The organism is Pseudooceanicola aestuarii, assembly GCF_010614805.1.
GTDB classification, from domain to species: domain Bacteria; phylum Pseudomonadota; class Alphaproteobacteria; order Rhodobacterales; family Rhodobacteraceae; genus Pseudooceanicola; species Pseudooceanicola aestuarii.
The window spans coordinates 1,363,532-1,377,199 of sequence record NZ_JAAFZC010000001.1; the positions used below are offsets into that span (position 1 = coordinate 1,363,532).

General features: G+C 66.0%; 13 protein-coding genes. 6 read left to right on the plus strand and 7 right to left on the minus strand.

From position 1 onward, the window contains the following. Window positions 1-31 precede the first annotated feature (31 nt). From G5A46_RS06380 to G5A46_RS06390, 3 genes are all read left to right on the plus strand, one after another. On the plus strand, window positions 32-1,210 hold the full coding sequence (locus G5A46_RS06380; RefSeq protein WP_163848367.1) for an aminotransferase class I/II-fold pyridoxal phosphate-dependent enzyme: 1,179 nt from the start codon (window positions 32-34) through the stop codon (window positions 1,208-1,210). 10 nt (window positions 1,211-1,220) lie between these two features. Then, complete coding sequence (locus G5A46_RS06385) at window positions 1,221-4,472, plus strand: DNA translocase FtsK (protein ID WP_163848369.1); 3,252 nt, start codon at window positions 1,221-1,223, stop codon at window positions 4,470-4,472. A gap of 193 nt (window positions 4,473-4,665) precedes the next feature. Beyond that, window positions 4,666-5,274 (plus strand): LolA family protein, encoded by a 609-nt coding sequence (locus G5A46_RS06390; RefSeq protein WP_163849907.1) that lies wholly within the window; start codon window positions 4,666-4,668, stop codon window positions 5,272-5,274. 51 nt (window positions 5,275-5,325) lie between these two features. Here G5A46_RS06390 and G5A46_RS06395 read toward each other — a convergent pair whose 3' ends face one another. Both G5A46_RS06395 and G5A46_RS06400 read right to left on the minus strand, forming a co-directional pair. Continuing rightward, window positions 5,326-5,910, minus strand: coding sequence for a transglycosylase SLT domain-containing protein (locus G5A46_RS06395; protein ID WP_163848371.1), 585 nt, complete (start codon window positions 5,908-5,910; stop codon window positions 5,326-5,328). A gap of 86 nt (window positions 5,911-5,996) precedes the next feature. Continuing rightward, window positions 5,997-6,878 (minus strand): AEC family transporter, encoded by an 882-nt coding sequence (locus tag G5A46_RS06400; protein ID WP_163848374.1) that lies wholly within the window; start codon window positions 6,876-6,878, stop codon window positions 5,997-5,999. An 84-nt stretch (window positions 6,879-6,962) separates the two neighbouring features. Between G5A46_RS06400 and hspQ the strand changes: the two genes are divergently transcribed. After that, a complete protein-coding gene (gene hspQ / locus G5A46_RS06405; protein ID WP_163848376.1) occupies window positions 6,963-7,289 on the plus strand; it encodes a heat shock protein HspQ in 327 nt (108 codons plus the stop codon). Window positions 7,290-7,472: 183 nt separating this feature from the next. On the opposite strand, the gene G5A46_RS06410 is transcribed toward hspQ, so the two are convergent. The 3 genes from G5A46_RS06410 to G5A46_RS06420 form a co-directional block, all read right to left on the minus strand. Further along, on the minus strand, window positions 7,473-9,050 hold the full coding sequence (locus G5A46_RS06410) for a gamma-glutamyltransferase family protein (RefSeq protein WP_163848378.1): 1,578 nt from the start codon (window positions 9,048-9,050) through the stop codon (window positions 7,473-7,475). Between the two features lie 239 nt (window positions 9,051-9,289). Next, entirely contained in the window at window positions 9,290-9,772 is a 483-nt protein-coding gene (locus G5A46_RS06415; RefSeq protein ID WP_163848380.1) for an ATP-binding protein, read from the minus strand. Beyond that, window positions 9,762-10,112, minus strand: coding sequence for an STAS domain-containing protein (locus G5A46_RS06420; protein WP_163848382.1), 351 nt, complete (start codon window positions 10,110-10,112; stop codon window positions 9,762-9,764). The genes G5A46_RS06415 and G5A46_RS06420 overlap by 11 nt, the downstream gene beginning before the upstream one ends. A gap of 97 nt (window positions 10,113-10,209) precedes the next feature. On the opposite strand from G5A46_RS06420, the gene G5A46_RS06425 reads away from it, so the two are divergent. Next, a complete protein-coding gene (locus G5A46_RS06425) occupies window positions 10,210-10,674 on the plus strand; it encodes a GAF domain-containing protein (RefSeq protein ID WP_163848384.1) in 465 nt (154 codons plus the stop codon). Window positions 10,675-10,749: 75 nt separating this feature from the next. Next, the gene (locus tag G5A46_RS06430) at window positions 10,750-11,397 is read left to right on the plus strand and encodes a pseudouridine synthase (protein WP_163848385.1); all 648 of its coding nucleotides are present in this window, start codon (window positions 10,750-10,752) and stop codon (window positions 11,395-11,397) included. 77 nt (window positions 11,398-11,474) lie between these two features. Here the strand turns inward: G5A46_RS06430 and G5A46_RS06435 are convergent, their stop codons facing one another. Together G5A46_RS06435 and G5A46_RS06440 are read right to left on the minus strand one after the other, a co-directional pair. Continuing rightward, entirely contained in the window at window positions 11,475-12,503 is a 1,029-nt protein-coding gene (locus G5A46_RS06435) for a serine/threonine protein kinase (RefSeq protein WP_163848387.1), read from the minus strand. A 99-nt stretch (window positions 12,504-12,602) separates the two neighbouring features. Then, window positions 12,603-13,535 (minus strand): glycosyltransferase family A protein, encoded by a 933-nt coding sequence (locus tag G5A46_RS06440; RefSeq protein ID WP_163848389.1) that lies wholly within the window; start codon window positions 13,533-13,535, stop codon window positions 12,603-12,605. Window positions 13,536-13,668 lie beyond the last annotated feature (133 nt).

A 13,668-nucleotide genomic window follows, 5' to 3' on the forward strand; every position in this document is an offset into this window, starting at 1 on the left:
ATAACGATCCCGTAATCCTGAGGCAGCGCACATGTACCCCGAGCGGTTTTCGAACCTACCGGAATACGCATTCCCACGCCTGCGCGCCCTGCTGGATCATCACGATCCGGGCGGCGAGGTTGTGGATATGACGATTGGTGAGCCAAAGCACCCGTTTCCGGATTGGGTGCCGACGGTTATTGCCGATCATTCCGAAGAATTCGGGCGGTATCCGCCCAACGATGGCACCCCGGCCCTGCGCGGCGCGATCCGTGACTGGGTCGCGCGGCGGTTCGGCACGACACTGGAGGCTGACAGCCAGATCGCGGCGGTGAACGGCACGCGCGAGGCGCTCTACAATGTCGGCATGGCGTTGTTTCCCGAACGCAAGGCGGGGCAGGTGCCGTTGGTGTTGATCCCGAACCCGTTCTACCAGGTCTACATGCTGGCCGCGCTGTCGGTCGCGGCAGAGCCGATGTTCGTTCCCGCCACGCGCGCGACCGGGTATCTGCCCGACTACGCCAGCCTGCCGCCCGAGGTGCTGAACCGGGTGACGGCGGCTTATGTCTGCTCTCCCTCCAACCCGCAGGGGGCCGTGGCCTCTGCCGCCTATTGGGAAGAGCTGTTCACCCTGGCCGAACGTCACGATTTCCGCATCCTGTCCGACGAATGCTATTCCGAGATCTATCGTGACACGCCCCCCCCCGGCGCGCTGGAGATCGCGGCGCGCATGGGCGCGGATCCGGAGCGGGTGGTCCTGTTCGAATCGCTGTCCAAACGGTCGAACGTGCCTGGGCTGCGCTCGGGCTTTGTGGCCGCGGGACCGCGCAGCATGGCCCGCATCCGCCAGCTGCGCGCCTATACCGGGGCGCCGATCCCGCTGCCGTTGCAACGGGTGTCCGAACGGCTGTGGGCAGAGGAGGATCACGTGATCGCCAACCGTGCCCTCTATGCCGAGAAATTCGCCATGGCGGATGATCTGCTGGGCGCCGTGCCGGGCTATGCCTCTCCGGAAGGGGGATTCTTCCTGTGGTTGCCGGTGCCGGATGGCGAATCCGCCGCCCTGCGCCTGTGGCAGGAGGCCGGGGTACGGGTGTTGCCGGGCGCCTACCTCAGCCAGACGGTTGCCGGCGAGAATCCGGGTAAAGAGTATATCAGGGTCGCGATGGTGGCCCCGAAGGACAAGACGGCGCGCGGCCTGACCAGCCTGCGCGATTGTCTTTACAGATAGGGAACGGAACATGGCATTTCAGACACGGGGACGCGATCCGCTTTTCGACAGCAACATGCAGGCCGCCATCGAAAAACGCGGGCGGGAGCTGGCAGGCCTGGCCCTGTTGGGAGTGTCCGTGCTGTTGGGACTGATGCTGGCCAGCTATTCGCCGCAGGATCCGTCGTGGATCTCGGCCAGCGATGCGCCGGTGGAAAACTGGCTGGGTCTGTTCGGATCGGCCATCGCGGCGCCGTTCATGATGATCCTGGGGCTGGGCAGTTGGGCGCTGGTCGCGATTTGCGGGCTGTGGGGTCTGCGGTTCGGCCTGCACCGGGTGGAAGACGGGACAACGGGGCGGCTGGTCTTTGCCCCGATCTGGGTTGCCATCGTGTCGATCTATGCCTCCGCGCTGGTGCCCTCGGCCGAGTGGACCCATGCGTTCGGCATGGGCGGGCTGTTCGGCGATACGGTGCTGGGCGCAGCCATCGGCATCGTGCCGCTGGATCCCGGCGTGTCGCTGAACCTGCTGGCGTTGGCTCTGGGGTTCGGCGTCGTGGCACTGGGCATCTTTGTCGGCGGCGTCACCCTGCCGGAGGCGCGACGCATGGGACGTTATGCGCTGATCGGGCTGGTGCTGGCCTATGCCGGGCTGCGGTCGCTGGTCGGGCTGGGGGCGACGGGGGCCGTCCGCGCCGCCGATAGCACCCGCCGCCGCATGGCCGACCGCCGCGCACAGCGCCGCGAGGCACGCGAGGATACCGCCTGGTTCCACGCGGACGAGGAAGACGATCAGAACCTGCTGACCGAGGATTGGGACGATGCGCTGGGCGATTACCCCGCAGCCGATCCGATTCCGGCGGAAAAGCCCGGCCTGCTGGGCCGTCTGCCCGGCCTGATCCGCCGTCCCGAACCGATGGAGATGCCGCAGGACGAGCTGGTGGAGCGCGACCCGCTGGACCTGGATATCGACATGCCGGGCGATGAGCGGATCAAGGCCAAGATCGCATCGGTGGTGCGTTCGCGTGCGCGGCGCGTGCCGACCCTGACCGATGACGGCGCCATCATGGGCCGGCGCAACGCCCGCATCGCGGAGGCCGCACGCGGCAGCCGTAGCCGGTCCGAGCCGCCCCTGACCGGCGGCCCTCGCGGCCCTGCGGCAGAGGAACCGCCGCTGACGCAGCGCGCCATCCCGCCCGCGCCCGAGGCGCTGCCCGGTGCCGGGATGGCGACCCCGGTGATCTGTGCCGCCGCGATGGCCGCCCGCCACTCCGGTGCCGAGGCGCCGATGGCGGAGATGGCTGAACCGCTGACGGCAGAGGACCATTTTGCCGCTGCGCCTGCCGGAGGCCATGTCGACGATTACGGCAATCCGCAGGGCGCGGGCCATGATGATCGCTACGATGACAGGTACGACGCTGGCTACGATGACGGCTTTGACGGGGCCTATGATCCCCGCCGGGACGCGCAGGTGCCGGGCGATGCCTCCGCCGAACCGGTACGGCGCCGTGCCGCGCCGGACCTGACCCCGGCCGACAGCGCCTATGACCTGCCGCCCGAACCGGGCGCGCCGGCTGCCCTGGCCGAGATCCGGCCGCAGGAAGGCGACGACGAACCGCTGCCCTTCCGCGAAAGCACGCCGCCGCGCATGATTGTCCCCAAGGTCGAACCGCGCAAGGTCGTGGAACATCCGCCGCGCAAACCGGCCCAGCCCTCGACCCGCGCTCGTGCGGAGGCCCAGCCCGGCCTGCAATTCGACGAGGCCGGAACCGACTACGAGCTGCCGCCGCTGTCCCTGCTGACCAGCCCGTCCGAGATCACCCGCCACCACCTGTCCGACGAGGCGCTGGAGGAAAACGCCCGGATGCTGGAGAACGTGCTGGACGATTACGGCGTGAAGGGGGAGATCGTGTCGGTCCGCCCCGGTCCCGTCGTCACCATGTACGAGCTGGAACCGGCGCCGGGCCTCAAGGCGTCGCGCGTGATCGGGCTGTCGGACGATATCGCGCGGTCGATGTCGGCGCTGTCGGCGCGGGTCTCCACCGTGCCGGGCCGGTCGGTCATCGGGATCGAACTTCCCAATGACAACCGCGAGATGGTCGTGCTGCGGGAAATCCTGTCGGCGCGGGAATTCGGCGATACGCACATGAAATTGCCGCTGGCCCTGGGCAAGGATATCGGTGGCGAATCCATGGTTGCCAACCTGGCAAAGATGCCCCACCTGCTGATCGCCGGGACCACCGGGTCCGGGAAATCGGTGGCGATCAACACCATGATCCTGTCGCTGCTCTACCGGCTGACACCGGATGAATGCCGGCTGATCATGATCGACCCCAAGATGCTGGAACTGTCGGTCTATGACGGTATCCCGCACCTGCTGTCGCCCGTGGTGACGGATCCGAAAAAGGCCGTCGTCGCCCTGAAATGGGTCGTGGGCGAGATGGAGGAACGGTATCGCAAGATGTCCAAGATGGGCGTGCGCAACATCGATGGCTACAACGGCCGTGTCTCCGATGCGCTGGCCAAGGGAGAGACGTTCTCCCGCACCGTGCAGACCGGGTTCGACGACGAGACGGGCGAGCCCGTTTTCGAGACAGAGGAGATCCAGCCCGAGAAAATGCCCTATATCGTCGTCATCGTGGACGAGATGGCCGACCTGATGATGGTCGCGGGCAAGGAGATCGAGGCCTGCATCCAGCGTCTGGCGCAGATGGCGCGGGCCTCGGGGATCCACCTGATCATGGCCACGCAGCGCCCGTCCGTCGACGTGATCACCGGCACGATCAAGGCGAACTTCCCCACCCGGATCTCCTTCCAGGTGACATCGAAGATCGACAGCCGCACCATCCTGGGCGAGATGGGCGCGGAGCAGCTGCTGGGCATGGGGGATATGCTTTACATGGCGGGCGGCGCGCGGATCACGCGCTGTCACGGCCCCTTTGTCAGCGACGAGGAAGTCGAGGAGGTCGTGCGCCATCTGAAATCCTTTGGCCCGCCCTCCTATATCGGTGGCGTGGTTGAAGGGCCGGGCGAGGACAAGGCCGACAATATCGATGCGGTGCTGGGCCTGGGCGGCAATTCCGACGGCGAGGACGCGCTGTATGACCAGGCGGTGGCGATCGTCGCGAAGGACCGGAAATGCTCCACCTCCTATATCCAGCGAAAACTGGCCATCGGCTACAACAAGGCCGCTCGTCTGGTTGAACAGATGGAGGATCAGGGCGTCGTGTCCCCCGCCAACCACGTCGGCAAACGCGAGGTGCTGGTGCCCGAACCGGTCTGATCGGACCCGGCGGCAAGGTCATCAGGGGCGGTTCTCCGGCGGGGGGCCGCCCCTTTTCCATCGTCACCTGCTGCGTGGTGTCCTGCGGTGGCGCCCCGTGGCCCCCGGCGCCGTTCCGCCCAGCCGGGCGAATTCGCGGCGATGTGACAGCGCCGCTATGGAACCGGATGCACCTCGGGGTTATTTCATCTGCATGAACATCCTGCTGCGCCGTCTGGCCCCCGCCCTTGCTGCCTTGTCCATCGCGCTGCCCGTCGCGGCAGAACCGCTGCCGTTGTCGGAAATCTCCGCCTATCTCAACAGCATCCGATCGGCCGAGGCGAAGTTCACCCAGATCAACGACGACGGGTCGATCTCCACCGGGACGCTGTATATCAAGCGTCCGGGCCGGATGCGGTTCGAATATGCGCCGCCCAATGATGCGCTGGTGCTGGCCTCTGCGGGCGCTGTGGCGATCCATGACCCGAAATCCGATGCCGGGCCGGAAACCTACCCGCTGTCGCGCACGCCCCTGAAGATCATTCTGGACGACAATGTGGATCTGACCCGCGCCCGCATGGTAACCGGCCACCGCGAGGACGGCCCCTCTACCATTGTGACGGCGCAGGATCCCGAACATCCCGAATACGGCAATATCGAACTGGTGTTCACCGGCAACCCGGTGGAGCTGCGCCAATGGGTCGTGAACGACGACGCGGGCGGCGCCACGACCATGGTGCTGGGCGATCTGCGCACCGGGCTGAACCTCAAGGATTCCTACTTCAACATTCAGCTGAACACGGAGAGAGAGCGGATGCGCTGATCCGCTCTTCGGTTCCGCGCCAGCCGGGCAATGTGCGGGGCCGCCCGCGTCTCAGACGCGGGGGCAGGCGGCCAGTTGGATGGAGTAATTCGTCGCCCGCGCCTGCACCTTTTCGGCGACGCCCAGCAGCCAGGGCTTGCCGTTGTACGAGCCGCGTGCGTAGCCGGTGCGCCCCTCGTGATAGGCAAGGTACTGGTTGCGGGCGTCATGTAGCGGAATGCCCAGCCCGGTATTGGACTTCTGCATGTACCAGCCCATGAAATCGGTGGCGTCGTCGATGTCGGTGCGCCGGGCGCCGCGCCGGCCTGTATCCTGCCGGTACTCGTCCCAGGTGCCGTCCAGCGCCTGGCTGTAGCCGAAGGCCGAACTTTGCCGCCCCATCGGAATCACCCCCAGGGCATAGCGGTGCGGCGTCTTGGCATTGCCGATGAACCGGCTTTCCTGGTGGATGACGGCCATCTGGACGGCGATCGGCACACCGTAGCGCCGTTCGGCCCGTTTGAAGGCCCTGAGATACTTGGGCCGTTCCGTGACGATGGCACAGGCATTGTCCAGGTTGCGGGGCGCCGAATATTTACCGCCGCCACAGGACGCCAGAACCAATACGATCAAAATCGCTGAGAGCTTCCTGCTCATCTGCCTCTCGCTTTTTTCTGCTCTGTTCTTTTTTTCCAGCTTAACGGAAAACGCCGCCGGGCGAAATCACGTTTTCCACAGCCGGGTCAGAGCAGAACTGCCAGAAGCAGCGGAATCGCCGCGACGGAGATCAGCGTCGAGGCCACGACCAGCCCGGCGACCGCATCCGAATCCGCGCCGTATTTCTCGGCCAGCATGTAGGAGGTCACCGCCACAGGGGTGGAAATTTGCAGGACCAGTACGGCAAAGGCGACGGGCTCCAGCGCGAAGAACCGGCCGGCGACCCAGGCGATGCCGATGCACAGCGCCAGTTTGGCGACCGACATGCCCACCGCCAGCAGGGTGCGCCCGGGCCGCATCCGGGCCACGGCCACGCCCAGAGTGATCAGCATCATGGGAATCGCCATCTGACCGATCAGGTCCAAAGTGTTGGTCAGGAATACGGGCGTTTCCCAACCCTGCCACAGGAAGATCCCGCCCAGAACCGTCGCCCAGACCAGCGGCTCCTTCAGGGCCGGCCGCAACGACCCGCCGCCCGACACGATCCAGACCCCGAAGGTAAAGGACCACAGCGCCATGATCGCAAAGACGACGACCGCATAACCCAACCCTGTGTCACCAAAGGCAAAAAGCGCAAGGGGCAGGCCCAGGTTGCCGGTGTTGCCAAAGGTCAGCGGCGCCAGGTAGGTGCGCTGGTCCTGGCCGCCGAACCGCAGGATCGCGGCGGCGATCAGGGTCAGGGCGCCATAGCTGACGATAGACGCAAGGCTGAGCGTGGTCAGCGCCTTGGGGTCGATTTCGGTCTGCATGAGCGCGACGAAAATCAGGCAGGGCACCGCCAGGGTCATCGCCATGCGGGTGACGAATTCAACCTTGTATTCCAGGCCCATGCGCACCCAGGTAAAGCCGATAGCGGCCAGCAGAAACACGGGCGCGACGATTTCCAGCACTGTCAGAACAAGGTTCACAAACTGTTTCCCTCAAATTGGCCCTGCTTGTTGGACACTGGGCGGCGTTTGAGGGTAATAGTGCACGCAAGGGGCTGCAAGACTATGTTAAAGACACGCGCGAAATACCATCTGGGTCAGGTGGTACGTCATAAGAAGCACCCGTTTCGCGGGGTGATTTTCGACGTCGATCCGGAATTCAGCAATACCGAGGAATGGTACGCGGCCATTCCCGAAGACTCGCGCCCGCTGCGCGATCAGCCGTTCTACCACCTGTTGGCGGAGAACGATCAAAGCTATTACGTGGCCTATGTCTCCGAACAGAACCTGATCGAGGACATGAGCGGCGAACCGGTGGACCATCCAGACATTCCCGATCTGTTCGGGCCGTTCCAGGATGGTCATTATCCGCTGCATTTCCACATGAACTGACGGAAATCCCGCAGCTCGACAGCAGGTGCGGCAGGATCGGCGCCTTTGTCATTTCTTGCGGTTGGCTGTCTTCGGCGGGGGGGGCGAGGTTTTTCGGGCCTGACTGGCAGGGCGCGCAGGCCCGAAAGGTCGGAAAGGACCGGACCGCCCGTCCTTTCCGTAGGTTCGGAGATCTCGGCGGTTTCAGTAGCCCAGGGCGCAGCCGTCCTTGCGATGGTCCGACCCGGCCTCCAGCATGCCATCGTCATTGATACGGATCGCCTGCGCGCCGCCGATCGGGACGTCGGGGATCGTGACGTCATGGCCCAGCTCTGCCAGCTCCTGGCGGATCTTGTCGGCATAGCCCCGTTCCACCTGCAACTGCCCGTCGGCGGCAAAGGCGCGGGGGGCGTCGATGGCCTGCTGCGGCGACAGCCCGAAATCGATGAGGTTGGAAACGAACCGCGCATGGCCCGTTGCCTGGTAGGCGCCGCCCATCACGCCGAAGGGCATGGTCACGCGCCCCTCCTGCTTGATCATCCCCGGAATGATCGTGTGGACGGGGCGCTTGCCGGGGGCCAGCTCGTTCGGATGGCCCGGGATCAGGTTGAACCCGGTGCCCCGGTTCTGCAACGACAGACCGAATTTCTCGGTCCCGATGCCGGAGCCGAAGGAATGGAACACCGAGTAGATCAGCGACACGGCCATCCGATCGCGGTCGACCACGGTGATATAGACGGTGTCCTTGTGCGCCGCGCCGGAGGCGGGCGGGAAAGGCGGCAGCACCCCCTTGGGGTCGATCTGTGCCGCCAGGTCGCGGGCGGTGGCCGGGTCCATCATCACTGCCGCGCCGTCGCCGTAATCGGGATCGGACAGCAGCCGGTTGCGGGCGTCATAGGCCAGTTTCGTCGCCTCCGCTTCGATATGTGCGCGGGCGGTGCCCCAGGGATCCATCCCGGCGATATCGAACTGCGACAGGATGTTCAGCAGCAGGATCGCCGTCGCGCCCTGGCCGTTTGGCGGATGCTCCACCACATCCAGGCCCTGATAATGGCCCTGCACCGGGTCGGTGAATTCGGCGCGGGTGTTGGCCAGGTCCGCCGCCGTGTGAGGGCCGCCCAGGGCCTGCAATGCCGACAGGATATCGTCTGCGACCTCGCCCTCGTAGAAGGCCTGCGGCCCCATCGCCGCCAGCCGTCGCAGGACCTCCGCCTGGCCTGGCAGGGCAAAGCGCGCGCCGGGGGCCGGGGCGGCGCCCCAGGGCAGGAAATGTTTGCGGGCCGCGGGGTTCAGCGCCCCCGCCGCGCGGGCCCAGTCAAAGGCGACGCGGTCGTGGATCGGCACCCCCTCCTCGAAATAGCGGATCGCAGGGGCCAGGCTGTCGGCCATTCCCAGCTTGCCCCAGCGTTCGGACAGGGCAAAGAAGCCCCGGACGGCGGTCGGCATGGTGACGCCAAGCGGGTGATCGCGGGGGATTTCCCTCAGGCCCTGGTCGCGCAGGGCCTGGGCATCGGCCCCGGCGGGCGCGCGGCCCGATCCGTTCAGCGCCTGAACGTCGTCACCCCCCGCGGGCGAGACCAGCGCGAAAAGATCCCCGCCCAGCCCGCACATCGGCGGCTCGCAAACCCCCAGCAGCACCGCGCCCGCAATCGCCGCATCCATGGCATTGCCACCCGATTGCAGGATGCGCAGGGCCTCCTGGGCGGCAAGGGGATGGGACGTGGCGCAGATGCCATTGGCGGCCCGAACCGGAGAGCGGCCGGGAAGATGCAGATCGCGCATGGTGTTCCTTTCCATCTGTGGCGATGGAGGGTCCGTCAGGACGCGCGAAAGGTCAATGGTGGGGAGGGCTGCAAAACCTCGACATCGCGCACTGGGTGGGGGCTGTGGAACGCGACGCCGAGGGAAGCCTCTTGCAGCTACCCCTCATGTTTCTCCGATCTTCGGGGCAGTAATTCGCTGGCATTCGGGCTATTTTGGGGCACTTTCCTTTCCGCAAATCGTACCGCTGGCGGCAGGGGTCAGTTCCACACCGGCAGGGCGACGGCCATGCGGAACGTCAATTCGTTGCGGTTGCCGGTGCGCTGGTAGGACAGGTCGCGTGCCAGGTCCTGGATGATGAACCAGCCGTAGCCCCCTTCGGCCAGCAATTCGGGGTCCGGGGCGGCCAGGGACAACAATTCGGGCGGCAATCTCCCGCCGGGCATCGGTCGACCCCGGTCGATCACCTGGAAATGCAGCCCGTCTGTCGCCTGTTGGCAGGTCAGGGCGATGGGACCGGGCGATGCGTCGCGATAGGCATGTTCCACGACATTGTTCAGAACCTCCGCCGTGACCAGTTCGACGGCGCCGGTTTCCTCCAGGTCCAGCCCGGCGCGGGTCAGATGGGCGCAAAGTGCGCCCACAGCCTCCCGAACGCCGAAAAGACTCGACGAGAAATCGATGCGAAACGGCGACGGAGCGATCGTGCCCACCGAATCCGGGGGCGCGGGATCAGTCCGCATGGGTCTGCACCGCCGATTGCACATCCGGGTGGATGGCAAATTTCCGATCCATCCGGGTCAGCTGAAAGACGCGTTCGACATTCGGGTTCAGCGCCGCGAGTTCCAGAACCTGGCCGGCGGGCATCCCCTTCCAGGTGGCAACGATGGCGCCAAGGCCGCTCGAATCCACGAAGTCCACCAGCGCGAGGTCCAGCACCACCCGCCCGGAGGGGTTTGGCCGGCCCCGCACCGTGATTTCGCGCATGCGATCCTTGAACCAGACGGTGGCCGCCGCGTCGATCCGACTGGCGATCACGCGTACGATCCTGGCGTGGGGCAAGCTTTCGATTGTAAAGTCCATGATCCGCCGCTGTAGCTGTTGCATGGGCCGTGAGGGTAGACGCCAATCGTTACCATCCGGTATGCAGCCTTCAAGAAATGCCCCGAGGAGGCCGGAAATGACCGTTGATTACGAAATGCTGGCCCAGACCCTGCGCGCCCTTACCGAGGGGGAGACCGATCAGGTCGCGCTGATGGCGACACTGGCCTGCGAGATTCACCATTCCGACGCCCGATTCGACTGGACCGGGTTCTACCGCGTGACCGAACCGGGCCTGATGAAGATCGGGCCCTACCAGGGGGGGCACGGCTGCCTGGTGATCCCGTTCTCGCGCGGTGTCTGTGGCGCTGCTGCCCGTACCGCGCAGACCCAGATCGTCGCCGATGTGGAGGCCTTCGAGGGCCATATCGCCTGCTCCAGCTCGACCCGATCGGAACTGGTGATCCCGGTGCGCGACGCGACGGGGCTGGTGATCGGGGTGCTGGATATCGACAGCGATCGGCCCAATGCGTTCACGACCGCCGATGCCCGCGCGCTTGAGGCGATCCTGGCGGAGATCTTTGGCCACGACCCGGCCACCTGATCCAACACCTGGTCCGGCCACCCGGCTCTGACGGCGCCGGTGGACCGCGCGGCGCGGGGGGCGTAGAACCGCGCCATGAATGAGCCCTACACCCCGCCCGACGACCCGCTGCGCGTTCTGCACGAGGATCAGCACCTGCTGATCGTCGACAAGCCCGCCGGTCTGTTGTCCGTTCCCGGCAAAGGTCCGCATCTGGCCGATTGCCTGTTGTCGCGCATTCAGGCGGCTTTTCCCGATGCGCTGCTGGTGCATCGCCTGGATCGGGATACCTCGGGTGTGATGGTCTTTGCCCTGACACCGCAGGCGCAGCGGCACCTGGGGCTGCAATTCGAACATCGCCGGGTGAAAAAGACCTATGTCGCCCGCCTGCACGGCGTTCTGGAGCCCCGGCGCGGCGAGGTCGATCTGCCCCTGTGCGTCGATTGGCCGGAACGTCCGCGCCAGAAGGTCGATCACGAGAACGGGCGCCCGGCGCAGACGGAATGGCGGGTGCAGCGCCACGATGCGGGCGAAACCCGGGTCAAGCTGATGCCGCGCACCGGCAGGACGCACCAGCTGCGGGTGCATATGCTGGCCATGGGACATCCGATCCTGGGCGATCCTTTCTATGCCGAAGGCGCCGCACGCGAATACCCGCGCATGATGCTGCATTCGGAGGAGTTGCGCCTGCTGCATCCCGATGGCGGGGTGGGCCAGCGGTTCCGGGCGCCGGCGCCGTTCTGATTGTTCCGAAGTGAGCGGCGCGGCAGAACTGACTGAAAAAAACTGTCGGTTCAGAAATTTCTGACGTCTCGGAATGTTCAGCCGCGCAGGTAGCGGTCCGTCAGGTTCTGCCGCCCGGCCAGGATCGGAGCCAGCGTGGCGCGCAGGGTCGGATCGCGGACTTGCCGTTCCTCGACCTCGTCCAGGCGGTTGGCGGCGATCAGGGACAGAAGGTCGGCACGGATATTGCCCTGGGCATCGCGGGGCAAGGACGGCACCGGCTGGGCCTTTTCCGACAGGCTGGCGGGCAGCAATTGGCGCAGGGCCTGCGCCGTCAGCTCCGTCTCGGCAAAGGTGTAGAGTCCAACGCCCCGGCCCGGTTGCGGATATGTGACCGTCAGGTGATGGGCAACGCCCGGCGCGCGGGCCAGGGCGGCGCGGATCGCGGGGCCGTCGCGGTCCAGCCGGTCTTCGGTCCCCTCGCCATCCGACCAGTTCATCACCCGTCGGGTGACGAAATTGTAGACTGGCTTCACGCTGACCATCCACAAGCGCGAGGGCAGCGCCTTGCGGGCCAGCATCGTCCGCTCTGACGGGGTCAGCAGATCGGGGGCAAAGGCGCGTTTCTGTTTCAGCAGGTGGCGCAGATCCTCCCGTGCAAGGGTGCGAAACAGCGTGCCGCGCCGCCGGTGGACATGGGCCAGCTGGAAATCGATCACCTCGGCCCGGCCATCGGGGGCCAGCAGCCAGTTCTGCGGTTTGGCGGTATCGTTATGGGTCACGCCCCGGCGCCGCATCTCGCGCAGCAGGCGCTTGGCGTCGCGGTAGAATCCGGGCGCGTCGGGGCGGGCCAGGTGCAGGGGCGTACCGTCGGACCAGATGCGCAGGATCCCCTCGGGCCCGTGGGACAGCAGGACGGGGCAGCCGGGGATGCCCTGAACGGCGGCCAGGGCGCGGGCTTCGCGACGGGCCAGAAAGCCGGCCAGGGGGCGGGACCAGCCGGGCACCCGGTCCAGCCGTCGCCAGGCGAGCCGCGTGCCGGGATCGTCGGCCATGTGGCCGGTCACTGTCTCTGACAGCACGTCCCGTTTCAGAACGCTGATTTCGACAAAGGGGGGTGTGGACACGACAGACGGCCTTTCGGTCGGACTGCGCCCAGCCTAGCAATGGGCCGCCGGATTGTGAAACGCGATCACCCCGCCGGCAGCGCCGCCGGCGGTGCGGCGCTATTCGCCGGGGACCGAGGTTTCCGTGCTGGACGCCCGGTCCCGGGCCCGCTGCGCCAGCGCGAACATGGAGGCGGTGGAATTGCGGAGCTTCAGAAGGTCCAGCCCGTCATGGGGGCCGCTGGTTGGCTTCCAGATATTGTAGGCGTCGCGGAAATAGTCGATCGCGGCGACGTCGGCCTTGACCCGGTCATGGCCCTGCTCGACCAGCTTTTGCAGCGAATGGCTGTGACCATATTGCAGGTCACCGGGCCGCTTGCCCCCGGCGTTCAGCCAGATCGGCACGCCCGCGCGCTCAAGATGGCCAGAGATCCAGGGATCGTCGACCGTCCACAGCACATCGGGGATCTCGAATGCGGCATCGTCCAGCCATTCGGGTCGCAGCATCACACCGCCATAGCCCGAGATCTGATCGACGAAGCCGGAATTGACATACATGAACGGCTTGTAAAGCGTCAGGGTCAGCGCCCGGACAGAGCGGTAGCGCCAGTCACGCTTGCGGCGATGGGCGCGGGGCAGACGGTCGCTCGGGCGGGAGCTGTCGGCGATGTCGGGAAAGGTCTCTCCCGCCTCGACGATACAGGCGTCGGGATGGGCGGCGCGGGCGTCCTTGAACCGCTGATGCCATTCCGGGTCATAGACTTTGTCGTCATCGCAGAACAGGATGTCGACGTCGCGGCCGCGCAGGTCGCGGGCGGCGGGCAGAACCTTGGTCGCCGGGCCGAAATCCTTGTCACAGCGGTGAATCGTCACTCCATCGGGCAGCGCAGGCAGGGTGCCGTCCCAGTCGCGGAAACGGCGGTAGCTGTCGGGAATGTAAAGTCGGATCTCGCTTGCCGGGAGAGTCTGCGCCAGAAGGCTGTCCAAAGCCGCGCCCAATCGGTCAAAGCGGGGCGGAATCGTGCTGAGCGTGATGACAGTGTGTTGGGACATGATCACATACGGGTTGACGCGGGATGCGAAGATCAAATGGTGCCATCAAAGGCGATTGCCAGTCAATTACGCAGGGTTTTTCATCGCCGCAATAGCACTGAGCGGATTTGCGCGCGGGAACCGGATCTGCGCA